Origin of the sequence: Bacteroides sp. Marseille-P8574 (genome assembly GCF_902825465.1) — a bacterium.
In the GTDB taxonomy this organism is placed as follows: domain Bacteria; phylum Bacteroidota; class Bacteroidia; order Bacteroidales; family Bacteroidaceae; genus Bacteroides; species Bacteroides uniformis.
Window position 1 is genome coordinate 998,023 of the sequence record NZ_CADEBE010000001.1, and the last position, 25,933, is coordinate 1,023,955.

The following is a 25,933-nucleotide window of genomic DNA, read 5'->3' on the forward strand; positions in this document are numbered from 1 at the left end:
TCAGTGTAGCATGTTCAGTATTTGAACCGCAGCGACACGAGGAACTCGCGGCCACGCAGGGGCACATGGTAATACTGGAAGTTGGCTCCCTGATAAAGCGATACTTCGTAATCCTTGCGGTTGAGCAAGTTGCTGAGGTCGGCACTCACCGTCCAGCGCGGATGGAAGTCGTAGCGCAGTCCGGCATTCAGAAAACTGTTTACAGAGTAATGACTGTGGGCTATCTCGAAGACCGATTGCGAGAAGTCGGCATACAAGCGCAGTTTGCTGATGGGGTAAAAGTCCATCGTCAGGGAGTAGTAGGCATTCTTCAGCAGGTTGTCGGTCGCCGAAAAGGCATCGGGCTTCTTCCAGCTGAGATTGCCGGCCAGCGTGAGTTTGGGCTGAAACCACGAGAGTCCGCTCCACTGGGTGGAAAGCGTAGCGTGCAGGGCATGGTAGCGCAGGTAATCGGCCCGTTCGTTTTGTGCCACATATTCCTTGTTGTAGGAATAATCGGTTTGTCCGTTCAGACTGAGGTGCGCCTCGCGGAAGTTCTTGCGGCACGACAGGGCCACACTCCAGGTGGTTTTCGTGCGGTCGTCCCACACGGGGGCTATCAAGGTATAGTCGGGCAGGTAGAGGCTTTCAAAATAATGGTCGGAGGTGCTGCGCGTCCAACCTGCATACAAATTCCAGGAAAAGAGCGTTACGGTGTTCAGATACGACAGGCGGAGGTTGGCCAGCGTGGTGCGCTGCACCGAAAGGCTGTCTTTGCCGACCGTAAAGGTGCGGTAATTATTCATCATCGTGCCGTTGAACCACGGGTCGGTGTTCGAGGCATTCTGATTGTAAGCTACCGAGGCATCCAGACGCAGCAGGTAGCCGAAGCGTTGGCTGACATCGAGCGAGGGCGAGAACAGCACTTTACGGTCGTTCTTCGTCCGCCAGCCGCAACGGGTGCGGATGTATTCCACCGGCAGGAGCAGTTCGATGTTTCCGCCGCTCCACTCTATTTGATACGAGGGTTCGAGCGTGTGCAGCCAGTACGACGATGTAGCAGTATGCTGCGTATCGTGCAGGCGGTTGTGTTTGTATTCCACGATGTAACCCAGCGTCAGGGGATAGCCTGCCACGTCGAAAGCTGTGGAAAGGCGGTGGCGCATGAACCAATGGTTCAGCCGGTAGTCCTGCCGTTCGTGTGCGTTATCGACCGTCCAAACGTCGGCAAGGTGTTCGCGGGTCTGATAGGTACGCACAATGGAGGCCAGGGTGTAAATGCGGGCCGGGGTCGTCAGGTTGACGTTGGCCACATTCTGGAGATAATAGGGCTTTCGGTCTATATCTTCTACCACCGAACCTACGTTGGTTACGTTGCGGTTGTTGGAGCGCATGTCCTGCCATTGTCCCGACAGGATATTCTCTACATACACCTTCTTTCCGTTCAGCTCGTAGCGCACCTGTCCTTTCACCACGTCTTCGCGGGCCTGCAGCCGGTTGTTGTCGAACACGCTCACGGTGTCGGCAGCGTAATACTCGTTGCGGGTGCTATCCTCGCGGTTTTCGCCTTCGTGGTTGTAGAGCAGGTTGAAGCGCAGGGTGGAATAAGGGGTGAAGGCGTGCAGGTAATTCACACCGGCAAAGTATGAGCGGTTGTCCAGGTAGTACAAGGGGGATATGGGCGGACGGCGGTTGGTGGCAGAATAGAGGAACGGGACTGGCAGGGGTTCCTGGGTGTAGATGCCCGTAAAGTTCGACATGCCGCTTTGCAAACTGCGCAGCGAGGCACCGCGGTTGTTCAAGGCACCGGTAAAGAGCAGCTGGTTTTTCTTGCTCACTTGTATGCCGGTTAAACTGCCGTCCCACACCACGGGCGTTCCGCCTACACCGACTTCCGCATCGCCGAAGGGGCGCATCTTGTAGTTCTTTTTCAGTTTGATGTTCAGCGTAGCACGATTGCTATGCACCTTTCCTTCCAAGGCGCGGATAGGTTGGTTGTTCTCCATCACCTGAATGGTCGATACGGCTTCGGCCGGCATATTCTGCGTAGCTTGGTTGTACTGGTCGCCCATCAAGTCCAACCCCTCAATATTCACCTTATTGATACTGTTGCCTTGATACATAATCTGTCCGGAGGGCAGCACTTCGATGCCAGGCATGTGCTTGAGCACGTCCTCGATGCTGTAGTCTTCCTTTTGGCGGAACGACTCCACATGGTAATTGAGCGTATCTTTCTTGCGGGTGATGGGGTCGGCCTTGACCACCACTTCGTCTATGGCGTAGGACTTTTCGATGAGTTGCACGTCATAGCGCAACTTATCCTTTACTACTGGAATGCACTGCGTGGCAAAACCCATTTTGGCAAAGGATAGCTTGGTAGCCTGCTTCTTGTACTTTAAGGTATATTGTCCATCACTCCGGCTGATGCTGTATGCCAGCAACGAATCCTTGGCATTCAATGCCTTACACAACACATTGGCTATGCCTTTGCCGTTGACATCCGTTACTGCACCCTTAAAAACAATTTCTGTTTCCTGCGCCCATACGGACATAGGAAACAGAAGCAGAAAGCATAATATGTGTATGATCTTTACCATTGTAGTTCCAGCATATTACTCGGACGCTTCGGCTTATTGGCTTCGGGCGTAACCATCTTACCGTTTCGCTCTACCTTTACCTTAAATATTTCAAGGCTCAGGTTGTCGTAGTCTTCAATGTCATTGCGATACCCGGTCAAGGCTTTCTCGCGCGTAGTTACTATCAAATCTTTTATATACTTCTTCTTGTAGAGATACATGGAGGAGTATTTCGAAATTTTGCCAAAACCGTTGTTGGTAAATATCCAATTGCGTTTGGTGTCATGAATCTCCATAATCAAACCGGGCAATCCACCAAACAGATAAGGTCCGTAAGAAAGCGGAATAGACTCGGTGTACCAGGCTACGTAATTCCGTCCGGCGAATGTGCAGGTAGCTTTCTTGCAGGGGCGGTTCTGAATGAGCGTATCGCCCGGTATCAACTGCCAATCCATGTGGGGCGTAGGATAGGTATATTCGTAGCTCCGGAGCACGTCATAGGTCTGTACCGTAGTTTGCTGCTTGGTCAGGTCGGTCAAGGTAACAAAAAAATAAGTCCACTTCTTGATAGCCTCCATCCATTCATCACGTGCCCGACCATTGCGGGCATTCCGTTTGCTTGCTGCCAGGTAGTCGTTTATGGAATCAAAGGCCAACCGATTGTAATCACCAAACAGCAAGTAATTATCTGAAATCATCAGCACCGTTTGCGCTTCGGTATAATCGTTCAATTTCGTAGAATCTTTGCGAAACTTTAATTCATAGAAAGCTCCAAGTTTAGCGTTGTCAACAACATTCTTCTTTGACTTTTCATAAATATCACCAATTTCACTATAAAGCCTTTGCGCTTCGACTGAATGCAAATACAATACAGCTACAATAAACATCAATAGTCTCATTCCAATCCTCCTTACCTGATTAAATTCATAAAATGGCCGTATAGCCGATACCACAGCTATCAAAGTTTATTGGAAATCCAACAAACCACCATTAGAGCGCTTCATTAACACGCCATCTTTATAATGTTCACGAAAATAGTGAACTGCTTCCGCGCTGTTTTCAGCTTCAAATGTTTCATGACTTCCATCTGGCAGAGAAACGTGATAAGTGTAAGCAGATACAGATTGCGGAGCAACAAAACTACCAAGTGCTAGAATTGCTGCAAGAGAGAGAAATCTAACCTTTTTCATAGATAAGGAGATTTAGGAATACAACCGACTTCTCAAAGGTTGTGATTTTGTTTATTGATGCAGTTGGGAAGTTTGTACCATAAAGTATAAACTGCATAATCACCGTAAGCGGATTTGTAGTTGAGTCCTACCCATCAAACATACCTACAAGCAACTGCGACAAAATTATATTTTTATTTTCGAAACACGTATAGTTTCCTATTTTAAATTACAAAAATATGAGATTATGAACATAAATAGAGAAAATTAAACCACTATAAACGGTTTTTATAATCGAAAGCCATAAGTAATCATACAAAGATTTCCTTTCAATTAGGTTTTTAAATCTGATTAGTATTATTGATTCATAAAAAATATAACGAAAAGATCTTACTAAATCATTATCGCAGTCTTATAATAATGTCATCGTGTCAAAAAGGTCAAAGTGTCATTGACCTTTTTAGATTTTGCAATAATGGCCGTGCGCCTCTTTCTGGATGAATTCACGGGCACCCTCCCGCAGGAAACGCTTGACAGTGGATTCCGAAAGGCCAATCCGCTTGCCGATACCTAACGCTTCGGAGGTGGTAAATGAGGAAGGCAGGAGGGATAGCAGTTCGGTGTGCCGCTGGTCCAGCACCCCGACTTCCATTTCCGGCGCTATACGGCTCTCCATGGCACGGAAGTATTCCGTCAGCCGGATGGCACGGTCGGCGCTTTCCTCGTCAATCTCGTTCATGTCGGCTTCTCCGCAGATGCCGCGCATGACTTGAATGACAAGACAGAAGCGGATGAGGTAGGTTTCCAGTTTGCCGCAAAGGGCTTTCTCCGCCTCGCTTTCCGACTCCACATAGATACGGCTGTTCACCCCATTTTTCCACCTGATTAAATGCTGTTTGGCTGCCGGTGAAAAGAAAAGTTCAAGGGAATTTGTCTTCCCCTCCTGTCCTGCCGGAGGCTGAACGGCATCCACCTGACGGATGATGCGTTCCCATTCATCCAGAACTTCTTCCGGCATGGAAGCCTCGTTCCAGGATGGCATGGCTGCTATATCCGGATAGACTTTCAGGAAACGTGAGGAAAAGCCGTTCTGCGAGCGTTTCCCGCCAAACAGCGAGGAGAGCATGCCGGGTTGGGTGGAGCCGATAATGGAGCAGTAAGGATTGGGCAAAAAGATGTACTCGTTGTTCGACTTGCGGGTGTATTTGAAGGGAGTACCACTGAACAGGCTGAGAAAGTAGCTTTCGTCCGAACCGTTGTAGCGGTTGAAGTTGGAGAGCAGGCTGTCTATTTCGTCATTGTAGATGAGTACGCCCCGGGGATTGTCGCGCAAAGCAGACACAAGAGCCTCGATGGTAGAGTTGACCACCACGTGACACTTGCGCTGCGGCAATTCCATTTCTTCAGGCAATGACTGCTGCTTGCGCTGTTTGGCGGTCAGCCTCTCCCATTTGCGATACTGTCTGATTTCCTGTGCATAGATACGGTCTGAGGCTTCATCCAGTTTGAGCAGCGGGGCTACCGCCTGACGCAACGGAGGAGTCTTGCCGCAGCTGGGCGGGCCAACCAGTACCACATAGAGAATGGGACGGCTGACCCACCCGGTCATGAAACGGGCTGACCAGGTATTGCCCATAGCGGCTGCAAATGCAGTGAAAAAAGAAACAGCCGTAAAGTCGACCTGATAATGCTCATACTTCTGCAGGGATTCCACGATATGCCTTACGGGCGCTGGAAATATACCCAGAGGGAAAAGAATGTTTTTTTCCATAAGCTCATAGGATTTGGTTGCGTTGTCCAAGCGCCTTGCGCACTTCGTACTCGGGATAAAGCACCTTGTTGCCGGTCTTGATGGGCTTGAGGATGCCTTTCTTGTCCCAATGCCACAGGGTGGCATCACATACACCGAACAGTTCCTTTACTTCTGTCTTGGATAGCATGCGCTCCTTACGGGCGGCTTCCACCATCGAGCCGAGTTCATCCTTGGCACGGCGGATTAGTTCATCGGAAAATGCCTTGAGGTCTGCGGCATCCATTTCCACTCTCACATGGGCTTTACCCTCACTGAGGATGTTGAATAAATCTTCCATACATACTGGTTTCCGTCCGGGTTCCGACGGCTTCTGCGGACGGATTGAAAACAGAAGCGCCACCGTTCCGATATAGGACGATGGCGCAAAAGTAACTGGAAATCAGCTGAATTTAAAAGAAATAAGAGTTCGTTCAGTTCGCTGACCCGAAAACGAACTGAACGAATTGAAATGAATTGATTTCAGTCGGCTGTTTCAGTGGCAAGGAGCAGTACTTCGGTCTTGATGATGTCGATGGCAAAGCGATGCTCGGGTTCATCCTTGCCGTATTGCTTCCGGTTGGGGGAAGGGTTCTTCAGGTAATTGACGCTTTTCTGTACCTGGCGGTGTCCTACAATTGAATGTTGGGGGTAGGCTGCCTTCAAGGCTGCAACAAAGTCGGTTACGGCCACCTTGGAGCTGATTTCCGCCGTTTCTGCCAGTGCGAAATACAGATGGGCTATATCCATGCCGCTGCGGCCATAGCCCAGCCATGCTCCGATATGCTTTACCCGGTTCTCATCCTGCGAGACAAGCATGTGCTGGAAACTTTCTGCCGTAAATGCTTCCTTTCCTTCTGCTTCCCGGCATCTGCGGTGCAGCTCGACCCGCTGAAAGAACTTTCCCCAAAACAGCTTGAACAGACTGGAGAGCATCTCCCTGTATGTGCGTTTGTCCTGTGCCACGACTGCCTTATCCAGTTCGTCGGCCACCTGTTCCGGGGCTGACTCTCCGTACTTCACCCAGGCTGCCATGGCCATGTGGTCCTCATTCTTTTCCCTCAGGTAGTTTTCAGCAAAGTCCGACAATGTCAGGTGTTCCAACAAGAAGGAAACGTCAAACCGCCCGGTGGTGACCATCCGTTCCACCTCCTGCTGGAAATCCGGAGAGAGCCGGAAAGCATCCTCACCCAATTTCAGGACGCCTCCTATTCCTTCCGTTTTCATTTTGGCTGCAAACTGGGCATATTCCTGCGGATGGGCTTCCATCCACTCCTTTACCGTGTCCGCTCCTTTGGCCGGAGCTTCTTCTTCTCTTTTCATGGCAAATCTTTTTTAGGGTTGAAAAAGGCAAAGATAAGTGCCTTGCCTGTCAAAAAAGAAATGCACAACATAAATCTACTCAACAGACTTCATTTTCCCTATCTGTTGTTCTGGTTGATCAGGTTGACAATCACTTTCAGCATGGTGTCCTTCTCCTCAGTACGGCTTTCCGCTATCATCAGGGTGAGCGCCACCAGGGTATTGTCTGCGATGCGCTTGGTGCCGTCTTCATTGTAAAGGATGCCATTGCCATTGAGAAACCACAGAAACAGCGTGGCGGCGATACGTTTGTTGCCATCGCTGAAGGAATGGTTCTTGGTGACAAGGTAAAGCAACATGGCTGCCTTCTCTTCAACCGAGGGATAAAGATCCTCGCCTCCAAAGGTCTGGTATATCTGCCCGATGGAGCTTTTGAACGAGTCGTCTTTCTCATTGCCGAAAAGCGGACTGCCTCCGAACTTCTCATGAAGCTGGCGAATCACCTCCATGGCATTTTCGTAAGTGGCATGAAAGGCTGCCCGGGGTGTGGTCTTTTCTATCGTCAACTCCTGATAGTCGTAACGGTCGAGCGTATCGAGCGCATAAGTATAGTCCACCACGACATTGAGCAGCGAACGGCTGTCCTCGGTCAACCTCTCTTGATTCTGGATAGTACGTCCCAGCACCTTGACCAACTGGCTGAGTTCATCGAACTTCTGACTGGCTATGCGCTCATTGATGGCATAACCTTGAAGCAGGTATTGTTTCAGGATTTTGTTTGCCCAAATGCGGAATTGGGTACCTCGTTTTGACTTGACGCGATAACCCACAGAAATGATTACATCCAAATTATAAAGGGTGGTTTCTGTACGCTGGGTAAACCCTTCTCTACGACCATAATCCTTGGTATGTGCAAATTTTGCACATACCAAGCTTTCTTCAAGTTCTCCCTCCTTGAATATATTATTGATATGACGTCCGATGACTGTTCTGTCCTTCTGAAACAACTCCGCCATTTGCGCTTGAGATAGCCAAACGGTTTCATCTTGAAACTTAACATCTATACAGGTCTCACCATCTGTCGTTTGGTATATAACGATGCTATCTGTTTGGTTCAAATTATCCATAATATATGATTTTCAGTTTATTGTATTTATAATCTTATTTAAAACACATCAGCTTTCGCGCCATTGGCAATAGCATCAATCTCATCCGCAATCTCATCGGAAGAGAGCTTGATGTAATCCATGAAAGTCTTCTGCGTCTTATGTCCACTTACGTGCATCATCTGCAAGATGGTGTATTTGTGCGTCAGGTACATATTGGTGATACCGCTACGACGGGCTGTATGCGTAGTGACACAGTTGTAACGGGGCATCATCACTTCCCCTTCACTGTTACGTTCCACCACAATCTGCCCTTCCATTTCCTGTTTCTTCTGCTTCATGGTCAATTTGGTGTGAACCTTTGCAGCCAAAGAGGGAACCGTTTCAGACAACTCCTTTAGGATTTCCTTGATATAACGGTTGAGAATGACATCGACCACAGAAGGTAGGTTATAATTGTACTTTTCACAGATGGCCTTCAGGTTAGGGTTCATAATGGGTATTTTGACTTCATTACGGGTCTTCTTCTGAACCAACCGGATTACTGGAGTTCCTTTAGCCGTAGTCGTAAAGCAGTCCTTACTGATATGATTGTAGTCGCTCACTCGCTGACAAGTATAACAACCTATGAGAAAAATATCACGCACCTCATCCTGTTTCCCGGTCAGGGGCATTTCGTACAAGGCTTTCAATTCCGCTTCCGTCAGGTAAATCTCTGCGGCCTTATCCTTTTCTTCGACTTTCTTTTTGGAGAAATACTGCATGGCACGGTCGTTGTGATGCAAGCCATCCAAATAGGCATAATTGACAAGAGCACGAAGGTCGACAAGATACTTGTTTTGAGCAGAAACCATGTAGTCTCCCTTTTCCATAAAAGCAAGGAATTTCGTTACAAAACTACGGTCAACATCGTTCCAGGTATAGCGGTGCTTTCTGTCAAAGAGGTCATACAGCTTACGGAAACTTCCCCATGCCTTCACCGTGCCTTTAGCATAACAGTTATTGCCATTCAGCCGTTCACCAGTCTTGATTTCATCACAAAACCTGTTCAGGAAATTCCAGATATTGGCACGCTCCCTATCTATCCCTTCCTGTATCAGTTGTTGTTGCTCCTCCTTGATGCGTTGTTCTTCCTGCAGACGCATTTCCTCATCCTTCTGTGCTTTCAGTAAAGCCTCCGCCTTTTTCGGTTTAGCAATAGCCAAAATTTCCGCTTCCACATGCGCCTTGTCAAAGACCATCCCTTCCACCTCTGACTTTACAACAAACTCTATTCTGTTCAATATATCATGCAGGGTAAAGTTGTTTCGCTGGTGACGCATCCAGTTTTCTGCACTGGACAAAGCGTTTTTCCATTCAGCTACATTCACACGGATTTGCGAGGAGAACAATGTATCCACCTTATGCTTTTTATTTTGAACGCGAAAGAACAAAGTTGCCGTTTCGTTCCGTTCATCCTGCTTACGAATATAAAATCTTGAAAGTGATTTTGCCATAATTGTGGGGTCAATTCCTTTATGAATCCGACAATACAAAGATAGCAATTTTATTTGAATAGTCACTACAATAGTCACTATAAAATAACAATTCGGTTACAATCATCTATATTTAATCCAATTCAGAACGATTGATAATCAGCACCTTTAAATAAAGTGCGATTTAATCGGATGGATTGTGATTTAACTTTAATATTACTGGTGGCACCACTTTTTAAGAAAGAAAAACGATGTAAATCCCTGAATTTCAAAGAAGTTCAGGGATTTCTCATTTCCAAGAATAGGTAAAATAAGTGGGATTGAAGCAGACTATACGTCCTTATTCGGGGGACAGTTTTAGAAAGCCTTGAATGTTCCACTGCACAATAGCTACTTCATTCTTTTACAGCACGCTGCGCTTTTTTACACAACAGAGTCCTCGGTTCGATTTCCTAACTTTGTATCATTAAAAATTGAGCTGTATGGAAAGAAAAAGATTCAGTGTTTTGTTCTTCATCAAGAGAAGCAAACTGTTAAAAAACGGGGAAGCTCCCGTGCGTGTGCGTGTTACTTATGACCGCTTGTATGTGGAACTTCAACTAAAACGAAGCGTAAAAGTCCCACTTTGGTCGCAGGACAAAGAGAAATCAATAGGCAAAGACCGCAATTCCATAGAACTAAACCATTACATTGATGCCTTACGTGTGAAATTCTATCAAATCTATCAAGATTTAGAACTGGAGGGAAAGATTATTTCTGCCCGTGCCATAGTAAACCGCTATCAGGGAAAGGACGAAACTTTCAAGACATTATATAATGTATTCAAGGAGCATAACGACAACTGCCGGAAGCTAATCGGAACGGATTATGCCGACATTACCGTAAGACGTTACGATAATTGCCTTAAATATCTTATGGAACTGGTGAAACGAGATTATAAGGTAGATGATATTCTACTACGTGAAGTAAACGGGGAATTGGTGCGTAACTTTGATTTATACCTGAAAACGGAAAAGCATTGCGCACAAAATACTGTTATCCGTTATATGAAGTGTTTCAAGAAAGTGATAAACCTTGCCATTGCAAATGAATGGATAACAAAAAATCCATTTGCCGGAATCAAGTTTCACGAGATAGAAGTAAACAAACAGTTCCTTAGCCAAGCCGAAATAAATAAGATATGGCAGAAAGAGTTCAAAATAGAACGGCTGGAACTGGTACGGGATGTATTTATCTTCTGTGTGTACACGGGACTGGCGTTTATAGACGTATATAATTTACGTCCCGAACATATTTCAGAGGATAGCAACGGCAACTTGTGGATAGTAAAAGCTCGTGAAAAGACAAACAATCTTTGTAATATTCCACTTCTGAGTATTCCGAAACAGATACTTGACAAATACAAGGACAATCCGTATTGCCTTGACAAAGGCGTTATGTTGCCAGTTCCCTGTAATCAAAAGATGAACAGTTATTTGAAAGAAATTGCCGACCTGTGCGGAATTAGAAAAAATCTAACCACGCACACCGCCCGACACAGCTTCGCAAGCGTCATTGCACTGGCTAACAATGTATCACTTCCAAATGTGTCTAAAATGTTGGGACATTCTTCTACGAGAATGACACAGCATTACGCAAAGGTATTAGACCTAAGTATTTTGAAAGATATGCAAAATGTTGAAAATCTATTACTACTGTAACATATTAGGGAGAAGATGAAGTTCATCTTCTCCCTACAGTATAGCAATAATTACAAAATAAACGAACCCAATCTCACAAGTAAAAAAATCAATAGTCCGAATATTACTATTATTGATTTAAAAGCAAATATCATTCCAGCAAACATATTTCCAATAGGAGACAGAACTGTTACGATAACACATAAAGTCAACAAAGAACAAATCCATAAAGCTGTATATTTTTTCTTTACCAAATCAATATATCCCATTTGTTCTTTTAGTTCTTCTCCATTTCTTAATATTATATCAATCTCTTTAGGGATCAGTAAATCTGAATATCGTTTTTTTAAAACAACATATCGATTGCTTATGTTTTTCTTCTCTACTTCAATATCACCTCGCATCCAAAGTAAATATAAAAATGAAATAAAAAAGACGGCATAACACAATATGCAAACTTCCTTTGTAAATAAAAAATAAGACTTAGAATTACCACCTAATACTTCTAAAACGATAGTACTAAAAAAGAACGTAATACAGGCAAGAAGATTGTGTTTAAACCCTTCTAAAAAATCTTTTTTAACAGCAGAAGACAAAGAGATTATAGCATCAAGTTCTTGATAAATCTGATTTCTAATAGCAACATATTTATCTAGATTTTCTTTTAAATAGGTCTTAAATGAAGACTGAATAGAAATAAAAACATTATCTTCAATAGCAATATTATCATTTGCAATAAAAAGGCTTAATACATTTCTTGCAATACCGATCTTATCTGTTTTATTACCTTCTCCAATATAAATCCATCTAAATATTTTAAGGTGAGTTCTATCAATTCAATTTATCCTCTTGTATCAGACAGCAGAACTCTTTAACTGCCCAATTTGTGAGCTTTAGTCTTTCAAATTTAGCGAATATTTTCTACCCCCCCCAATTTTTACAATAATTAACTTGTGTTTGTTGTAAAAATTGGATGTGCAGGCATAATTCACCCCAACAACTCAGGTTTCAGCCTGATTATTTGCGTGTAACGACTGATGTTATACACAAGACTGGTGAGTGCTACATTGGCTTTAGCACGAATAAGCCCTACTGTACGCACCACAAGTCCACGCATGGTTTGTTCCTCAAACCCGAATACATGCTCGACAAGGCAACGTGTCTTGGATTTTTTCCTATTGTCTGATTTCTGCTCCTTGGTAAGCGGACGGTTACGGTAGCCCTTTTCGCAAATTATCGGATTCATCTTATGCTGTTTTACAATCTCCTCTTGTCCGACATAACCGGCGTCCAAATACAAGTCCTTGCCTTCGTCTTTTTCATCCAGCAGTCCTTCAAAGCCTTTGGAATCATGCACTTCTGCCGACGTGGTATCATAAGAAAGTATGATCTTATTGCGTTTCTCAACTTTAGTATGCTGCTTGTAGCCGTAAAAAGTCTCATCACGCTTCTTTGTCCAGCGGGCATCTACATCCTTGTGGCACTTCTTGTGGGGATTGTCATTCCACAACTTATTACCCGCTCCCTGTTTTATCTGCTCATTTTCATCACGGGTGTTACGTTGGCGAGGGGCAATAACAAAACTGGCATCAATGATGCGACCCTCATTGAATTGCAGACCCTTACTTTCCATGAAACTATGAAATTCCGAAAAAAGCTTGTCATAAACGCCTGTATTTGTCAGGAGTTCGCGATACTTCCACACCGTCTTCTCGTCAGGAACATCGTCAACACATTCAATACCAAGAAACTTGCGGAAACTCGTACGGTCAACTATCTGATACTCTATCTGATGGTCACTCAAACCATAATAACGCTGAAGAAACAAGACCTTGAACATCAGCACACAGTCTATCGGCGGACGACCGGCATTACTTTTGCGCTCTCCGGTAAAAAGGGCTGATTCAAGAGTAGGACGAAAGATCTCAAAATCAACATACTGAGACAACACTTCAAGAGGATTGCCCATTTCATTCAAACGCAATTCACGATTCTCTGACTCAAATAGTTGATTATAACGAAGCTTACGGTATCGGGATAACTTGTTCATTATAAAATTCTTATTTTCTGCAAATTTACGCTCTTGGAACCATATAAACAACTGTACTACAATATTTTAATTTATAGAACTCCTCTTAAAATACTCGTTTTCGGTATTTTTTAGTAATGAAAATGAATTATCAATATTCAACTCTCCATTAATATTCTTATAACCACAAAGTTTGTAAACCAGTTTTCCATCCTTTGCATTCAATGATACTATATCTAAAATAGAGCACAATGAAAAAACAGCCGATAGAACATCAAATGTTTCTTGAAATATATTTTCCACATTACTTCTTTGAGTTATATGAAAATATAGAGGGGTCAATTTGTATACATCAAGATTTCCCCAATACACATTTTCTCTAATATCCTCTAAACAATTTACTATATGAGGCTTTTCTTCCCTGTTGTGGGAGAAATAGAACCCCTCTGTTTTAAAAGAACATATATCATCCTCCAAAAGATAAAAGACTATCCCCCTCTTCAACTCTTCTTTTGATAAAACAAATAATCGGTTTTCCCATGTCAAGTCATTCCAATAATTACATAAAGCTATAAAATCATAAATATTCAATACCCTTTCTCTAATTTCTTTTCTAATTTTTACTAGAATAGAGAAAGAGTTTACAACTTCTATATCATCAGGATCATTTAAATCTAAACTTGCAAGTTTATCACTAATATGACTTACAAAGTTTTCTACATCAGTTATACTATGCAAAGAATTAATGGTTATTTCAGAATTGCCACAATACAAAAAATCAAACTGACAATCATCCAGTATTTGCGCATAAAATAAGTTTATATCATCAGCTATCACACAAAATGGACGAGGTAATCGAAAGCATACCTCAACTTCATTAAATGATTCTTTCAATAAGAGATCTTGTACACCAATCCCAAATGTTGTCGAAATAAGATTAATCAGTTTCATTGCGTTTAAAATAATCATATCCAGAATCTGTTTTTATCTGAATCCATTTTCCATCTTCATTCTTTAATGGAATAATAAGACTTTTCTCTTCTTGAAAACTCATATCATCTATTTGCAATTTCAACTTTGGACTTAATGGAATATTTCTTTTAACTCTACGATTTATACTTGCAGGTATAATAGAAAAAGATGTATCGAAATTTTTATTTTCAGACATTTTGTTTACCTTGTCCTTACACCTGTCAAGAGAGAGCCCTTCAAGAATTGGAGTATAATGCTCCCAAACATGTTGCAGATATTCAGATAAATTAAACTCCTCATGACTTCTAAAATAATAAATTGTATTGTCCCGTAGTACTCTATAATCATCTGGACTTTTCACTTTCACCGAAAAGATAATCTTATCGATCAAATGCGTCAATACTTTCTCAGTATTCTTTGCATCAGAATTACAAAGCTGTACATCCAAATATCCTTCCCACCAATATCTAGCCGAGCGTCCTGAAGGATCATAGATAAAAGCATTGATTAACTGATTATCAACTATCTCACAAAAGAATGATTTATACGTTTTCTTATTCAATGGAATGCCTCTTCTAGTCAACAGCTCTCTCTCATCGAGAAATTTATCATGGTCAGTTTTAGTTATTATGAAATAAGTCTTACCATCGTCCTCTACCAACAAATGAAATAAACTACCTTTAGGTATTTGTGTAATAGAGCCATATAGTTCTTGAGCATCTTTTTCTTTACGAAGCAATCTTTCGGCACTAATGGTAACAGATGAATTTTGTATTTCTACAATATCATTCTCAATTCCTTCAACAATAGCACTCAAGAGTCTATTATCAGGAGGAATCAAACAAGCTCTCTTATTCTTACCTGAGAATATCTCATTTAGAATTGATTGCACTATTGGCTCAATATCACTATAATGTTCTGTTAGATCTACAGCATCGATTGTATTCAAACTTTGTTCAATATGGTGCAGAAAAGCCTTTCTAATGTTCATAAGCATTTATATTTAAGTAACATAAGACAAATGTAGCTCTTTTTCTGCACATAATAATCAAACTCTTTAGCCTATTTTATACGATCATAAAAGAAATGTGTTAATAACTTCTTCGATAATGATTTTCTAAAAGGACACAAATTTCTGATTCTTTATAAATTATCTTTCCTGGAAGCTGTACATATCCCAACAGTCCTGTATCTCTGTAATCCTGCAAAGTTCGCTTGCTGATACACAGCTTTTGACAGACTTCCTCACCTGTCAGGTAATGTTCGCCACCCAGTACCGGATGATAATTCGTTACCATGTATTCCACATTCTCCAACATCCGGTCAAGGGATGAAAACAAGACTTGTGTTATATTGGAATCTTTCGTTATCAAATCCATAGGTTCTATTTTTTAGAGTTATTCTTCACGTGATTTTGCATAAAGGTTTCCACATCCGAAACCTTATAATAAATCTTGTTATTGATTTGCGAATAAGGTAATTTACCCGTATCACGATAGGTTTGCATCGTCCGGGCAGACACGTTCAGCAAACGGCAGGTTTCGCAGTTATCCAACCACTTATCCTGTTTTCTCCGCAAAGGAATACACAGGGCATCCATACGATTGATAAAGTGGTTAAATTTTTCCTGCCAAAGCTCGAATGTTTTCTTTTCAATGGTTACTATTTCCATATTTCATTATGTTTTGATATTACTTCTTTTTTCTTGTTTGATGCAAATATATAGCCTTGAATAATAGCTTGTTTCAGACTGTCCGCAGATGTCCTTATATGTCCTCATTTGTCCCACTTGCATAGAGAAAAGTATAAGAAAAACCCAAAAAGGTAAGCGATATAAAGAACTTCGTTCACATTTCATTCCCTATTATAATAAGGTAAAGAACACAAGCGAACTTTCACAGTCTGATAGTATTTTGAAGCAGAGCCGAGCAAAGCAATTCCAAATGCCTGACGCTTTGTTTTTTACCATTTTTTCTTATTTTATTTGTGGTGCTAATTCAAAAAACAAAGCACCATGAACAATCCTTTTGAAGAAATTTTCAAGCAGCTGGAAAACATCGAAAAGATGATTTCCCCCATAGTCAGTTCTTCATCCAAAGAACCGGACAGCAAGCAATCCGTTTTAGTCAAAATATCCGTAGCCAGCCGGATAACCGGATATTCAGTTAATTACCTCTACCACTTAGCCAGCAGCGGAGCGATACCATGTGTCAAACGTGGACGCTCCTTACGTTTCGATGTGGACGAGTTGCAGCGGTGGATGCAGCAACAATATGTACCAGCTTCCAGCAAACTATCCGATGAAAGAGAAAAGGGATAACGAAGCGGAACACACCGAGGGTAGGTTATCCAAGAACGAGCGCATCGAAAGGCAGCTTAATTCCTTGTACGACTTCCGGTTTAATATTGTGAAAAGCAGGACAGAATACCGGGCTGCAAATACTTCCGGTTTGTATCAGCCAGTCACAAAGTTTGCTTTGAACTCTTTCAGGCGCAAACTGGATGTTACCGCAGGTATTACCACCTCTGCCGAAAACATCCGTATGATATTGGAAAGCGATTTCGCAAATAAGGTGCATCCCATACGGGAATACCTTACTGCCCTACCCTTGTTGAATCCTGCCGGACATGGATATATCAAAAAACTGTTGAACACGGTGCAAGTAGCCAATCCCGGCAAGTGGGAGGAGTATTTTACGAAATGGCTTGTCGGTGTGGTAGCTAATGCCATGAATGATACAGGCTGTCAAAACCATACTTGTTTAGTCCTTACTGGCGACAATCAGGGACAGTTCAAAACATGGTGGCTGGATAACCTTTGCCCGTCATCGCTAAAAAATTATCTATTTACCGGGAAGATAGACCCACAAAGCAAAGATATTCTGACACTGATAGCCGAATATCTGTTTATCAACATCGACGACCAGCTAAAGGAACTCAACAAGCAGAATGAAAACGCATTAAAGAACCTGATAACCACCCCGGCAGTTAAATACCGCAGACCGTATGATATTTACATAGAGGAATATCCGCATTTAGCCAGCTTCATGGCTTCGGTGAACGGTAACGAGTTCTTGACAGACCCGACAGGGAACAGACGATTTCTGCCTTTTGAAGTCCTGCACATTGATAAACCGACAGCAGAAAGTATCAACATGGATAATGTCTACTCCGAAATCATGTACTTGTATCGGCAAGGTGTACGCTATTGGTTTAATGATGCGGAGATTGAAGAACTGCACCTGACAAATGCGGAATTTGAGGTGCAAACGGTTGAGTTTGAAATGCTGATGCAGTATTTTGAGAAGCCCACAGAGGAAGAAGAAAGCCTTTTCTTTATGACAACAGCGCAAATTCTCACTTGTTTACGGGATGTCTGCCCTATGCAGTTATCTGAAAAACGGTTGGGGGAAGCATTGCGGAAAGCCGGATTTAAACGGGTACAAAAGCGTATCAGCAACTGCAACTATTCAGTATATGGGTACAGAATAAAGCCTGTTTCCATACCCTACACCGATAACGATTACGGTTAACACAGCCGTTTTATAATTGGCACAGTTACTCCCATGTAGTAACTACCGCAAAACATCTTACTGTGTTTTATTCATTGAATACCAATCATTTATACAATACGCAGTAAAGAAGTAAGATAAAACCCTGAACTTTCAGGAAATTAAAAAAAAGAAAAGTCAGAACACAACATAGGTAATATTTCTATCTCTTTTGTATAGAATAACTTACTTATCTTACTGCATAGAGTATAATCCGTTGAAAGAAAAAGAGATAGGTGCAAAAAGTTGACTATTTTTCTTCTTACTCGCTTCTTACTTCATTACTGCAATTTACAAACATTCAAAAATAAAGATTATGACTTATCAGGAAGCTAATCATATCAGTATCAAAGACTATCTGAAATCATTGGGCATTCTGCCCGCAGTGGATAAATATTATTACGGCATGTACCATAGTCCGTTCCGTCAGGATGATACGCCCAGTTTCAAGGTGGATTACGGTGTAAACCTGTGGTGTGACTTCGGGACAGGCGAGGGTGGCTCGCTCATCGACCTTGTAATGAAGCAGCACGGGTACAACGCCTACGATGCTATCTGTCGGCTGGAACAGTATTCATCCGGAAATTCTTTTTCTTTTCAAGGAAAAGAGGTTTCAGAAAAGAATCAGCATGAAAGGAAACAACCGACCAGCCCGATAGAAATCCGTAAAATCCAGCCGTTGCAGAATCCAGCACTCATAGATTATTTGAGAAGCAGGAACATTCCACCTCAAATGGCAGTACACTATGTGCAGGAAATGTATTACCGTATCGGCGACAAACCTTATTTTGCACTCGCTTTCAAGAACGATGCCGGAGGTTACGAGCTTCGCAATCCACGTTTCAAGGGCAGTACATCACCCAAAGACATCACACACATACGGCAGTCAGGCAAAAAGAACGATAACTGTTTTGTTTTCGAGGGAGTTATGGACTATCTTTCTTTTATCGCCATCCGGCAGAAAACAAATCCTACCTATCCTTGTCTTGACTGGCAGGATTATGTTATCCTGAACTCAACCACAAATGTAGATAAAGCCTTATACCCGTTAGCCGAATACGAACATATCCACTGCCTTTTGGATAATGACGATGCAGGGCGTAAAGCTACCCAAGCCATACAAAAAGAATATTGTTGGCATGTACGTGATTCATCACATCTGTACAATGAATACAAGGACTTGAACGATTACCTGTGTGGGAAGAAGTTCAACCAAGCAGAGAATAGGATGCAACAGTCAACCCAACAAACGCAGTCGGAGAAACAAAAACAGTCTGCCAAGCAACAACAGCAGGAAGATAAAAATAGACAAACTCCCGATGAAAAAAGAAAAAGGGGCAGGCGGTTGTAATTAGTAGAACAGGCAAAGCATACCAACGGCAAGCGGTATGATTTAGGGGAGCAAGGTTATGTTTCGGTAGACCGAAACACCTTGCTTTGCTCATCGCAAAGGGAAATTTCTCCCGTTGGTCGCAATTTCTAAGATACCACCTAAAAAGCAAAAACGTATGACAGAGATAAGAAACAAATCAGGAGGTCGACCGGCAAAGAACCGGATAGACAAACAAAAACGGGTAGTCAGTACGAAGCTGACAGAGTTACAGTATTACGCTATCAAGAAGCGAGCCGGAGAATCCGGTCTGCCTATTAGCGAATACGTCCGGCAAGCGATTATTTCGACAGAGGTAACACCCCGACTGAACAAGCAGGACGCAGACAGTATCCGCAAGTTAGCCGGAGAAGCCAACAACCTCAACCAGCTTGCGCACCGTGCCAATGCAGGAGGTTTTGCGCTCGTGGCAGTGGAGCTTGTGAAACTGAAAAACAGGATTATTGAAATCATAAACCAGTTATCGGATGATTGGAAAAATAAAAAAGGGAAGCGGATTTAAAGGTTGTGTGAACTATGTACTCGGCAAGGAACAGGCAGCTTTGCTTCATGCGGAGGGAGTGTTAGCCGAAAGCAAGCAGGACATTATCCGTAGTTTCTGTATGCAAACAGAAATGAATCCCGGTTTGAAGAAGCCAGTCGGACATATTGCGCTAAGTTATTCGGTAGTGGATGCCCCAAAACTAACAGACGAGAAAATGATACAGTTGGCACAGGAGTACATGCGTGAAATGAAAATCACCGATACGCAGTATATCATCGTGCGGCATCAAGACCGGGAGCATCCGCATGTGCATATCGTATTCAACCGGATAGATAATAACGGTAAAACCATTTCAGACAGTAACGATATGTACCGGAACGAGCAAGTTTGCAAGAAGCTGAAAGAAAAACACGGACTGTATTTTGCCAAAGGGAAAGAACAGGTGAAACAACATCGTCTAAAAGAGCCGGACAAAACGAAATATGAGATTTACACGGCTGTAAAGAATGAAATCAAAAAATCAAGGAACTGGCAGCAGTTACAGGAGCAGTTAACGGAAAAAGGTATCAGCATTCAGTTCAAACACAAAGGTCAGACGGATGAGATACAGGGTATTTCCTTTTCCAAAGGTGAATACACGTTCAAAGGCTCGGAGATTGACCGCAGTTTCAGTTTTTCCAAACTGGATAAATATTTCGGGGATGCAGGGTTGACAACAGCCGGAAGCAACAAACAGACAATTACCATACAAACACAGGAGCCAGCAATAAACAAAAGTGATAATTCGCTACTGGCAGGTTTAGGCGGTCTGTTTTCTGTTTCGTCCTCTCCGGTTGATGAAACGCCTGACAATCCCGATTTGAGAAAGAAGAAGAAAAAGAAACGACAATTAAAGTTATAAGCGTATGGAAGAAAATTTGATTTTAGAGGGGCTTCTCTCTATAATTACGGAACTGAAAGAGAAGCAGGAACAACAGGTGACACCAGCCAGTCGGGAGGAAACGATAAACCGACTGGATGTTATCGAGCAGCGTATTTTGGAATTACAGGGAAAGCCTGCCATTCCTGAAAACATAGTGCAGGAGATTTTAAGTCAAATCGCCAGTATTAAGCAAGGACAGTCCGAGAACCAAAAACAAGACCTTGAAGATATAAAGGGGCTTATCGTAGCTTCACACAGATATTTCAAGGAGAAAGTAAAGATATTGTTTCCAGCTGACACACAACAATTGGAAAAGATAGAACCCAGTTCTTTATATGACAAATTTCTAAACCGAATTACTCCCTACTTAAAACCTAAATACTTTCTTTTTTCAGCAGGAATACTCATTTGCCTTGTATCGTTAGTCCTGAATATCCGTTTTGCTGAACGGATGCAGCAGTTACAGGACAATGATATAAAATACCGTTATCTCCTGATGAAAGGAAAGACAGACGGTAACAGTTTAGATTTGCTGGAAATGAATTTCAGCCGGAAACGGGATAATGCTTTTATTCAAAGCGTAACAGATACGGTTATAGATTTTGAATATCGTAGCCGTAAGCAAGCGGAAGCGTTGGACCGTGCAAGGCTGTTGGACGAGCAAGCCCAACAGTTAAAAAAGGAAGCGGATAAGTTAGAAAAACCATAGAAAAGAAAGAGCCGGAGTAAGTGATACCCACCACTCCGGCTTATCTGTCTTACTTCTTTTCCCCGAACTGCTTTTCAAAGTTACAGAGCATGACCGCATTAAACCGTTCCTTGATGAACTTCCGGACATCCGAAGCCCGGTAATAGACTTTTCCGCTAATCAACATATAGGGAAGCTCGTTTTTGCTTCGTAGCCGTTGCAAAGTTCTGATGCTAATTTTGAACAATAGGCATAAATCTTGATTATCCAGTAGGTTATCATCTTCGGACAGCACTTTATCGGCATTGCGCAATATTCGTACATCCTTGCAAAGCTCATCCAATTTGTCAAATAGCTTTTGCATCCATTCCTTGAAATCATAGTTTTCTATATACATATTTGCTTCATTTTTCAGATTATACATTAATGATTGTCAATCGATTGATGAAGCAAAGTTCGGAAAACCAGTGCAAAGAAATTACGGGGTAGCACATGGAATCCCCTATAAATTAAAGCTAAGTCATTGATTATCTATATCCTTTTTTATCATGTTCGTTTCGGATAAGGTCAGATAGTCCATTAAGAAATCCGGTTATTTTTCCCGGCTTGCGCTTTATTACGTCCTCATGCTTTTGGTGATAGTCTTTCAGTTGAATGTTAAATACCCATTCAAAGGCTTTAGACAAGTCGGACAAGAAAGCAGGTTTGCCATTTTTATAGACGATACGTTTGGAAAGGAATAAACCGCTGATAATTTCCATTATATCAATCAGGTTTGTTTTGTCTGCCAAATAAAGAGGGGAAAAAGGTTGTTTGTTAAAGTGTGATTTGAATTGTTCCGGGTACTTGATGTGCCATTCAACAAGGCGTATTTCATTGTTCAGTAATCCTATCGCTTCATCAACAAGATACAAATAAGGCATTTTTTTCTTGCTCAAACCGTACATGATACGATTTAAGTCTATGCAATCCGAATGAAAAATAGCGTAATAAAACGCTATTATCCTGTTCGCTGATACTGAAATCAGCCAAATGAATAGCCAATTCTTCAATAGCTTCTGTAAACTCTGATACGGAAACTTTACGTTGTGAGCATTCCGATAATAATCGAAAGAAACTCAAATCTGATATTTTGTTCATACAATAGAAATACTAAATGTTTTTTTATTAAGCACATATATTTGTCATCCCATTAAATAGCATTCAAGTGAAGCTATTGAATAAAAAACATTCCCAGCATTGTGAGCTTCTAATTTTTGTGCATCTAAGCAAGAAGTTACCCATGAAGCAGATAAACATCGTATTCTAACTTCCCTACAAGACACAATATCTGAAACTGTATCACCTATATATATCATTTCATCCGGTTGTAATTTATAATCTGCGAGCAGTTCCCTAAAATTCTCTGCTTTATTATTTTTGAAAGGATTTCCAGTTTTTACTTTATCAAAACACGTGTCCATATTAAATTGACGTAATGTTATCGCACAGCTCTTTTCTCCTTTTCCTGTAACCAAAGCAATAAGAATAGATTTCTTTTTTAACTTCTCAATCAGTTCTGTTATACCGTCAAAAGGACGAGGGCACATTATATGCATTTGTTCGTATATCACGTAGAAGTCATCCAAAGCATTTTCCCAATTATAACCAACAAGTTTTTTTATCATCCCTTTTTCATTTAACCCAAAAGTTTCTAAAATATCATTTTCGGATATATCATTAAGAGTAACATAGGGAGTTACTGCCTTTTTTAAGGCTTTGAGGCACATGGGAATTGTATCTCCGATTGTACCATCTAAATCAAAGGCTACTAATTTAATCATAACCTTACATTTGATTGATTTTCCGTATCACCCGGCAAGGATTTCCTACCGCCAAGCTATTTGCCGGAATATCTTTGGTTACAACACTTCCTGCACCAATCACACATTTTTGCCCTATTGTCACTCCCGGTAAAATAATTACTCCACCACCAATCCAGCAGCCATCCTCTATCATGACAGGGAGGGCAAAAGTTCGACGGACATACTTACAGCCATCCGGGGTTTCTGTCAATACAAGCCGTTCATTAAACTCTACCGGGTGAGTTGCCGTATAGATTTGTACATTAGGTGCTACCAGCACATTGTTCCCTATGGTAATCTTATTGCAATCGACAAATGTACAACCGGTATTTACGGTGACATTATCACCGATGTGTATATTGCATCCATAATCACATATAAACGAATGACCGACAGAAACATTTGCACCTATGCTTCCAAACATTTCCTTTAGTACGGCATGTTTTTCAGTCTTTTGTTCATACGGCAAAGAATTGTATTTCATCAACAAGTGATGAGCTTTACTCTTCAAATTCATAAAAAATGGGTCGTGGCAATCATACCATTCACCAGCCAAACATTTTTCCATTTCAGTTTTCATAAGCTATGATTTTAAATATACTGCAAAGTTATACCGATTTTTCGGCTAATTTTAGGTATTATTTTTCGTTATTTTGGTATTAATCCGTTTTTTAGGGCTATATTTATGGCATGAAAAGAGAAAACCTACATCAACCATTCGAAATTAGTTTTAGCGAGCTTGACGAATCCTTGCTAAAAGAGCATGAACATACCTTTTTTGAATTAGTATATATTCTTTCAGGAACAGGCATCCAATGGATTAACAACAATATGTTTCCTTATCATGACGGACATTTGTTCATGATTACTCCCGGAGATACGCATTCTTTCGAAATCCATACAACAACTAAGTTTGTCGACATCAAGTTTAACGACATATATATACATTCTTCTGTTTTCGGTGCTGAAAATATCCAAAGACTGGAGTTTATTCTTCAACATGCTAATCATCAACCCGGTTGTATACTAAGAAATAAAGTAGATAAGTTACTGGTGAAACCCATGATTGAAGCGATTATCAGGGAATATATTAACCGAAATTTATACAGCAAGGAGATTATAACACAAATAATTAATACGATTATTATTGTGGTAGCACGCAATATCGCAATGTTCTTGCCTGAACAGGTGGATGAATGCTCTGAGGACAAATCGCTTGACATATTGCAGTATATTCAAGCAAACATCTATAAAACAGGTAAAATCAGAGCAAAAGATATAAGCCAACATTTTGGCATTTCGGAGAATTATTTAGGACGATATATCAAAAAACATACTAATGAAACTATGCAGCAATACATTTTAAACTACAAACTAAAGTTAGTAGAAAATAGATTATTGCATAGTCAAATGAGAATTTGTGAAATCGTTGAAGAATTGGGGTTTACCGATGAGAGCCATCTTAATAAGTTTTTCAAAAAGTATAGAGGATGCAGCCCCTCTAATTTCAGAAAGAACAAATTGAAGTAAATCATATACATATCCTTGTTCTTAGAGTTATTGAAACAATAGAAATGACTATTTTTGCATTATATTTATAGATGTCTATGACAAATACAGAAACCATACAATCACTCATCGATAGCGGAGAAGGCTATAATGTAGAGTTCAAAGTTCGTGTTCCTTCAAAGGTTCGTGAACTAACAGAGGAAATTTGCGCTTTTGCTAATGCCGACGGAGGATATTTACTCATCGGTGTAGATGATAACGGGAAGATTATTGGCACAGATTTAGAGAATGACAAACGTTCAGCCATTCAAGGCTCTATCAGTGAAATATCTCCGGTTCTTCATTGTGATATGTATGCGGTAAATATCGAAGATAAGACAGTTTGGGTAATTGATGTTCCGTCAGGGAAAGATAAACCTTATATATTTTCCGGTTCTATCTTTGTGCGTGAGGGTGCAAACTCGCAGAAACTTCGTACTGTTGAAGAAATGCGCAGCTTCTTTCAGGAATGCAACAAGATATTCTTTGATGCTATTCCCTGCTCATGGTTCAACATCTACACTGATTCAGACGAACAAGCGATAAAAGACTTCCGCACGGAAGCAAAGCTAAGTCCATCGACTGCCAACAAACAGATATTTGAGAATTTAGAACTGTTTACGGATAAAGGAGTAGCCAAGAATGGAGCAGCCATGTTCTTTGGGAAACAACCTGAACGAAAGTTTCCACACGCAGTAACAAGATGTATCCTTTTCAAAGGAACAACCAAAGTATATATCATTGATGATAAAACCTTTGGCGGTCCACTATACCAACAATATTTGCAGGCTATGGCATGGCTGGAAAGTAAACTGCAAGTAGCTTATAAAATTGAGGGAGCAGGACCAAGAGAAGAAATTTGGGAAATTCCTCTTACTGTGTTTAAAGAAGCCATTATTAACGCTCTCTCACATCGTGATTATTACGAACAGGGAGCAACCATTACAATAGAAATGTTTGATGACCGGGTAGAGGTTTCCAATCCCGGAGGGCTTTTGCCTATTGTAGCTAAAGATTTCGGACACAAGAGTATGACACGTAACCCGTTAATCTTTGGATTATTTACCCGCATGCATTTGGTTGAAAGGGTCGCATCCGGTATTCCCCGTATGCAGGAAGCCATGAAAGAAGCCAATCTTCCTGAGCCTGAATTTCATACGGACGGGATGTTTACGGTTATATTCAAAAGAGGTATCAGTATCAAGAATGATACTGTAAATGATACTGTAAATGATACTGTAAACTCAAAAGAACAAGAAGTACTAAATATCATCAAGCAATATCCGGGACTTAATTCGTCTAAGATTGCAGGATTAATAGGCAAAAGTGTTCCGACTGCTAAACGCTACTTAAATTCTTTGGTAAAATTAGGATTAATAGAGTTTAGGGGGGCACAGAAAACAGGTGGATATTATTTAGTATAAAAAAAT

At 41.5% G+C, this 25,933-nt stretch carries 28 protein-coding genes; 9 read left to right on the forward strand and 19 right to left on the reverse strand.

Annotated elements, in window-relative coordinates:
• Positions 1–14 precede the first annotated feature (14 nt).
• From HUX74_RS04280 to HUX74_RS04315, 8 genes are all read right to left on the reverse strand, one after another.
• Complete coding sequence (locus HUX74_RS04280) at positions 15–2,576, reverse strand: TonB-dependent receptor (protein WP_174646261.1); 2,562 nt, start codon at positions 2,574–2,576, stop codon at positions 15–17.
• Complete coding sequence (locus HUX74_RS04285; RefSeq protein ID WP_174646262.1) at positions 2,570–3,454, reverse strand: GLPGLI family protein; 885 nt, start codon at positions 3,452–3,454, stop codon at positions 2,570–2,572. Before HUX74_RS04285 ends, HUX74_RS04280 begins: the two co-directional genes overlap by 7 nt.
• A 66-nt stretch (positions 3,455–3,520) precedes the next feature.
• Positions 3,521–3,745: a hypothetical protein gene (locus HUX74_RS04290; protein ID WP_174646263.1), complete on the reverse strand. Its 225-nt coding sequence runs from the start codon at positions 3,743–3,745 to the stop codon at positions 3,521–3,523.
• Positions 3,746–4,184: 439 nt separating this feature from the next.
• Positions 4,185–5,495 (reverse strand): DUF3987 domain-containing protein, encoded by a 1,311-nt coding sequence (locus HUX74_RS04295; protein ID WP_174646264.1) that lies wholly within the window; start codon positions 5,493–5,495, stop codon positions 4,185–4,187.
• A gap of 4 nt (positions 5,496–5,499) precedes the next feature.
• Positions 5,500–5,814 carry a MerR family transcriptional regulator gene (locus HUX74_RS04300; protein WP_174646265.1) on the reverse strand — a complete coding sequence of 105 codons (315 nt, stop codon included), beginning with the start codon at positions 5,812–5,814 and terminating at the stop codon, positions 5,500–5,502.
• Positions 5,815–5,996: 182 nt separating this feature from the next.
• Positions 5,997–6,836 carry a DUF6043 family protein gene (locus tag HUX74_RS04305; RefSeq protein ID WP_174646266.1) on the reverse strand — a complete coding sequence of 280 codons (840 nt, stop codon included), beginning with the start codon at positions 6,834–6,836 and terminating at the stop codon, positions 5,997–5,999.
• Between the two features lie 98 nt (positions 6,837–6,934).
• Positions 6,935–7,942 (reverse strand): virulence protein RhuM/Fic/DOC family protein, encoded by a 1,008-nt coding sequence (gene rhuM, locus HUX74_RS04310; protein WP_174646267.1) that lies wholly within the window; start codon positions 7,940–7,942, stop codon positions 6,935–6,937.
• Positions 7,943–7,980: 38 nt separating this feature from the next.
• Positions 7,981–9,321, reverse strand: a complete 1,341-nt coding sequence (locus HUX74_RS04315; RefSeq protein ID WP_174646268.1) for a phage integrase SAM-like domain-containing protein — start codon at positions 9,319–9,321, stop codon at positions 7,981–7,983.
• Between the two features lie 557 nt (positions 9,322–9,878).
• Here HUX74_RS04315 and HUX74_RS04320 point away from each other — a divergent pair.
• Positions 9,879–11,096 (forward strand): site-specific integrase, encoded by a 1,218-nt coding sequence (locus HUX74_RS04320; RefSeq protein ID WP_174646269.1) that lies wholly within the window; start codon positions 9,879–9,881, stop codon positions 11,094–11,096.
• Positions 11,097–11,146: 50 nt separating this feature from the next.
• On the opposite strand, the gene HUX74_RS04325 is transcribed toward HUX74_RS04320, so the two are convergent.
• From HUX74_RS04325 to HUX74_RS04350, 6 genes are all read right to left on the reverse strand, one after another.
• Entirely contained in the window at positions 11,147–11,671 is a 525-nt protein-coding gene (locus HUX74_RS04325) for a hypothetical protein (protein ID WP_174646270.1), read from the reverse strand.
• Positions 11,672–12,063: 392 nt separating this feature from the next.
• Positions 12,064–13,125, reverse strand: a complete 1,062-nt coding sequence (locus tag HUX74_RS04330) for an IS5-like element IS1169 family transposase (RefSeq protein ID WP_008657074.1) — start codon at positions 13,123–13,125, stop codon at positions 12,064–12,066.
• Positions 13,126–13,191: 66 nt separating this feature from the next.
• Complete coding sequence (locus HUX74_RS04335) at positions 13,192–14,055, reverse strand: hypothetical protein (RefSeq protein WP_174646271.1); 864 nt, start codon at positions 14,053–14,055, stop codon at positions 13,192–13,194.
• On the reverse strand, positions 14,042–15,067 hold the full coding sequence (locus tag HUX74_RS04340) for a nucleoid-associated protein (protein WP_157395710.1): 1,026 nt from the start codon (positions 15,065–15,067) through the stop codon (positions 14,042–14,044). The genes HUX74_RS04335 and HUX74_RS04340 overlap by 14 nt, the downstream gene beginning before the upstream one ends.
• Before the next feature lie 100 nt (positions 15,068–15,167).
• Complete coding sequence (locus tag HUX74_RS04345) at positions 15,168–15,455, reverse strand: helix-turn-helix domain-containing protein (RefSeq protein ID WP_010993341.1); 288 nt, start codon at positions 15,453–15,455, stop codon at positions 15,168–15,170.
• A gap of 5 nt (positions 15,456–15,460) precedes the next feature.
• Positions 15,461–15,748, reverse strand: a complete 288-nt coding sequence (locus tag HUX74_RS04350; RefSeq protein WP_010993342.1) for a helix-turn-helix domain-containing protein — start codon at positions 15,746–15,748, stop codon at positions 15,461–15,463.
• Positions 15,749–16,090: 342 nt separating this feature from the next.
• Between HUX74_RS04350 and HUX74_RS04355 the strand changes: the two genes are divergently transcribed.
• The 6 genes from HUX74_RS04355 to HUX74_RS04380 all read left to right on the forward strand — a co-directional run bounded on the left by HUX74_RS04355 (position 16,091) and on the right by HUX74_RS04380 (position 21,132).
• Complete coding sequence (locus HUX74_RS04355; RefSeq protein WP_028727080.1) at positions 16,091–16,396, forward strand: helix-turn-helix domain-containing protein; 306 nt, start codon at positions 16,091–16,093, stop codon at positions 16,394–16,396.
• Positions 16,377–17,609, forward strand: a complete 1,233-nt coding sequence (locus HUX74_RS04360; protein WP_028727079.1) for a VapE domain-containing protein — start codon at positions 16,377–16,379, stop codon at positions 17,607–17,609. The genes HUX74_RS04355 and HUX74_RS04360 overlap by 20 nt, the downstream gene beginning before the upstream one ends.
• A 334-nt stretch (positions 17,610–17,943) precedes the next feature.
• Positions 17,944–18,978 carry a toprim domain-containing protein gene (locus tag HUX74_RS04365; RefSeq protein WP_174646272.1) on the forward strand — a complete coding sequence of 345 codons (1,035 nt, stop codon included), beginning with the start codon at positions 17,944–17,946 and terminating at the stop codon, positions 18,976–18,978.
• Positions 18,979–19,135: 157 nt separating this feature from the next.
• Entirely contained in the window at positions 19,136–19,519 is a 384-nt protein-coding gene (locus HUX74_RS04370) for a MobC family plasmid mobilization relaxosome protein (RefSeq protein ID WP_010993345.1), read from the forward strand.
• Entirely contained in the window at positions 19,485–20,402 is a 918-nt protein-coding gene (locus HUX74_RS04375; RefSeq protein ID WP_028727078.1) for a relaxase/mobilization nuclease domain-containing protein, read from the forward strand. The genes HUX74_RS04370 and HUX74_RS04375 overlap by 35 nt, the downstream gene beginning before the upstream one ends.
• Positions 20,403–20,406: 4 nt before the next feature.
• The gene (locus tag HUX74_RS04380; protein WP_174646273.1) at positions 20,407–21,132 is read left to right on the forward strand and encodes a hypothetical protein; all 726 of its coding nucleotides are present in this window, start codon (positions 20,407–20,409) and stop codon (positions 21,130–21,132) included.
• A 49-nt stretch (positions 21,133–21,181) separates the two neighbouring features.
• On the opposite strand, the gene HUX74_RS04385 is transcribed toward HUX74_RS04380, so the two are convergent.
• The 5 genes from HUX74_RS04385 to HUX74_RS04400 all read right to left on the reverse strand — a co-directional run bounded on the left by HUX74_RS04385 (position 21,182) and on the right by HUX74_RS04400 (position 23,535).
• A complete protein-coding gene (locus HUX74_RS04385; protein WP_028727076.1) occupies positions 21,182–21,508 on the reverse strand; it encodes a helix-turn-helix domain-containing protein in 327 nt (108 codons plus the stop codon).
• Positions 21,509–21,638: 130 nt separating this feature from the next.
• Positions 21,639–22,058, reverse strand: coding sequence for an RteC domain-containing protein (locus tag HUX74_RS04390; protein ID WP_028727075.1), 420 nt, complete (start codon positions 22,056–22,058; stop codon positions 21,639–21,641).
• Positions 22,012–22,251: a hypothetical protein gene (locus HUX74_RS20660; RefSeq protein ID WP_081693282.1), complete on the reverse strand. Its 240-nt coding sequence runs from the start codon at positions 22,249–22,251 to the stop codon at positions 22,012–22,014. Before HUX74_RS20660 ends, HUX74_RS04390 begins: the two co-directional genes overlap by 47 nt.
• A 44-nt stretch (positions 22,252–22,295) precedes the next feature.
• Positions 22,296–22,934, reverse strand: coding sequence for an HAD family hydrolase (locus tag HUX74_RS04395; protein ID WP_028727074.1), 639 nt, complete (start codon positions 22,932–22,934; stop codon positions 22,296–22,298).
• Positions 22,935–22,938: 4 nt separating this feature from the next.
• Positions 22,939–23,535: a sugar O-acetyltransferase gene (locus HUX74_RS04400; protein WP_028727073.1), complete on the reverse strand. Its 597-nt coding sequence runs from the start codon at positions 23,533–23,535 to the stop codon at positions 22,939–22,941.
• Between the two features lie 110 nt (positions 23,536–23,645).
• Here HUX74_RS04400 and HUX74_RS04405 point away from each other — a divergent pair, with 110 nt between their 5' ends.
• Both HUX74_RS04405 and HUX74_RS04410 read left to right on the forward strand, forming a co-directional pair.
• Entirely contained in the window at positions 23,646–24,485 is an 840-nt protein-coding gene (locus HUX74_RS04405) for an AraC family transcriptional regulator (RefSeq protein WP_028727072.1), read from the forward strand.
• Positions 24,486–24,562: 77 nt separating this feature from the next.
• A complete protein-coding gene (locus HUX74_RS04410; RefSeq protein ID WP_028727071.1) occupies positions 24,563–25,927 on the forward strand; it encodes a helix-turn-helix domain-containing protein in 1,365 nt (454 codons plus the stop codon).
• Positions 25,928–25,933: the final 6 nt, after the last annotated feature.

Excerpts from the sequence above, each read along its gene's own strand:
- HUX74_RS04290 (WP_174646263.1), bottom strand. The coding sequence starts at position 3,745 with ATGAAAAAGGTTAGATTTCTCTCTCTTGCAGCAATTCTAGCACTTGGT.
- HUX74_RS04360 (WP_028727079.1), top strand. The coding sequence starts at position 16,377 with ATGAAAGAGAAAAGGGATAACGAAGCGGAACACACCGAGGGTAGGTTA.
- HUX74_RS04410 (WP_028727071.1), top strand. The coding sequence starts at position 24,563 with ATGACAAATACAGAAACCATACAATCACTCATCGATAGCGGAGAAGGC.
- HUX74_RS04380 (WP_174646273.1), top strand. The coding sequence starts at position 20,407 with ATGGAAGAAAATTTGATTTTAGAGGGGCTTCTCTCTATAATTACGGAA.
- HUX74_RS04300 (WP_174646265.1), bottom strand. The coding sequence starts at position 5,814 with ATGGAAGATTTATTCAACATCCTCAGTGAGGGTAAAGCCCATGTGAGA.
- HUX74_RS04335 (WP_174646271.1), bottom strand. The coding sequence starts at position 14,055 with ATGAAACTGATTAATCTTATTTCGACAACATTTGGGATTGGTGTACAA.
- rhuM (WP_174646267.1), bottom strand. The coding sequence starts at position 7,942 with ATGGATAATTTGAACCAAACAGATAGCATCGTTATATACCAAACGACA.
- HUX74_RS04390 (WP_028727075.1), bottom strand. The coding sequence starts at position 22,058 with ATGTACGGTTTGAGCAAGAAAAAAATGCCTTATTTGTATCTTGTTGAT.
- HUX74_RS04405 (WP_028727072.1), top strand. The coding sequence starts at position 23,646 with ATGAAAAGAGAAAACCTACATCAACCATTCGAAATTAGTTTTAGCGAG.
- HUX74_RS04340 (WP_157395710.1), bottom strand. The coding sequence starts at position 15,067 with ATGAACATTAGAAAGGCTTTTCTGCACCATATTGAACAAAGTTTGAAT.
- HUX74_RS04355 (WP_028727080.1), top strand. The coding sequence starts at position 16,091 with ATGAACAATCCTTTTGAAGAAATTTTCAAGCAGCTGGAAAACATCGAA.
- HUX74_RS04320 (WP_174646269.1), top strand. The coding sequence starts at position 9,879 with ATGGAAAGAAAAAGATTCAGTGTTTTGTTCTTCATCAAGAGAAGCAAA.
- HUX74_RS04400 (WP_028727073.1), bottom strand. The coding sequence starts at position 23,535 with ATGAAAACTGAAATGGAAAAATGTTTGGCTGGTGAATGGTATGATTGC.
- HUX74_RS04365 (WP_174646272.1), top strand. The coding sequence starts at position 17,944 with ATGACTTATCAGGAAGCTAATCATATCAGTATCAAAGACTATCTGAAA.
- HUX74_RS04375 (WP_028727078.1), top strand. The coding sequence starts at position 19,485 with ATGATTGGAAAAATAAAAAAGGGAAGCGGATTTAAAGGTTGTGTGAAC.
- HUX74_RS04280 (WP_174646261.1), bottom strand. The coding sequence starts at position 2,576 with ATGGTAAAGATCATACACATATTATGCTTTCTGCTTCTGTTTCCTATG.
- HUX74_RS04350 (WP_010993342.1), bottom strand. The coding sequence starts at position 15,748 with ATGGAAATAGTAACCATTGAAAAGAAAACATTCGAGCTTTGGCAGGAA.
- HUX74_RS04395 (WP_028727074.1), bottom strand. The coding sequence starts at position 22,934 with ATGATTAAATTAGTAGCCTTTGATTTAGATGGTACAATCGGAGATACA.
- HUX74_RS04285 (WP_174646262.1), bottom strand. The coding sequence starts at position 3,454 with ATGAGACTATTGATGTTTATTGTAGCTGTATTGTATTTGCATTCAGTC.
- HUX74_RS20660 (WP_081693282.1), bottom strand. The coding sequence starts at position 22,251 with ATGAACAAAATATCAGATTTGAGTTTCTTTCGATTATTATCGGAATGC.
- HUX74_RS04330 (WP_008657074.1), bottom strand. The coding sequence starts at position 13,125 with ATGAACAAGTTATCCCGATACCGTAAGCTTCGTTATAATCAACTATTT.
- HUX74_RS04345 (WP_010993341.1), bottom strand. The coding sequence starts at position 15,455 with ATGGATTTGATAACGAAAGATTCCAATATAACACAAGTCTTGTTTTCA.
- HUX74_RS04305 (WP_174646266.1), bottom strand. The coding sequence starts at position 6,836 with ATGAAAAGAGAAGAAGAAGCTCCGGCCAAAGGAGCGGACACGGTAAAG.
- HUX74_RS04385 (WP_028727076.1), bottom strand. The coding sequence starts at position 21,508 with ATGTATATAGAAAACTATGATTTCAAGGAATGGATGCAAAAGCTATTT.
- HUX74_RS04295 (WP_174646264.1), bottom strand. The coding sequence starts at position 5,495 with ATGGAAAAAAACATTCTTTTCCCTCTGGGTATATTTCCAGCGCCCGTA.
- HUX74_RS04370 (WP_010993345.1), top strand. The coding sequence starts at position 19,136 with ATGACAGAGATAAGAAACAAATCAGGAGGTCGACCGGCAAAGAACCGG.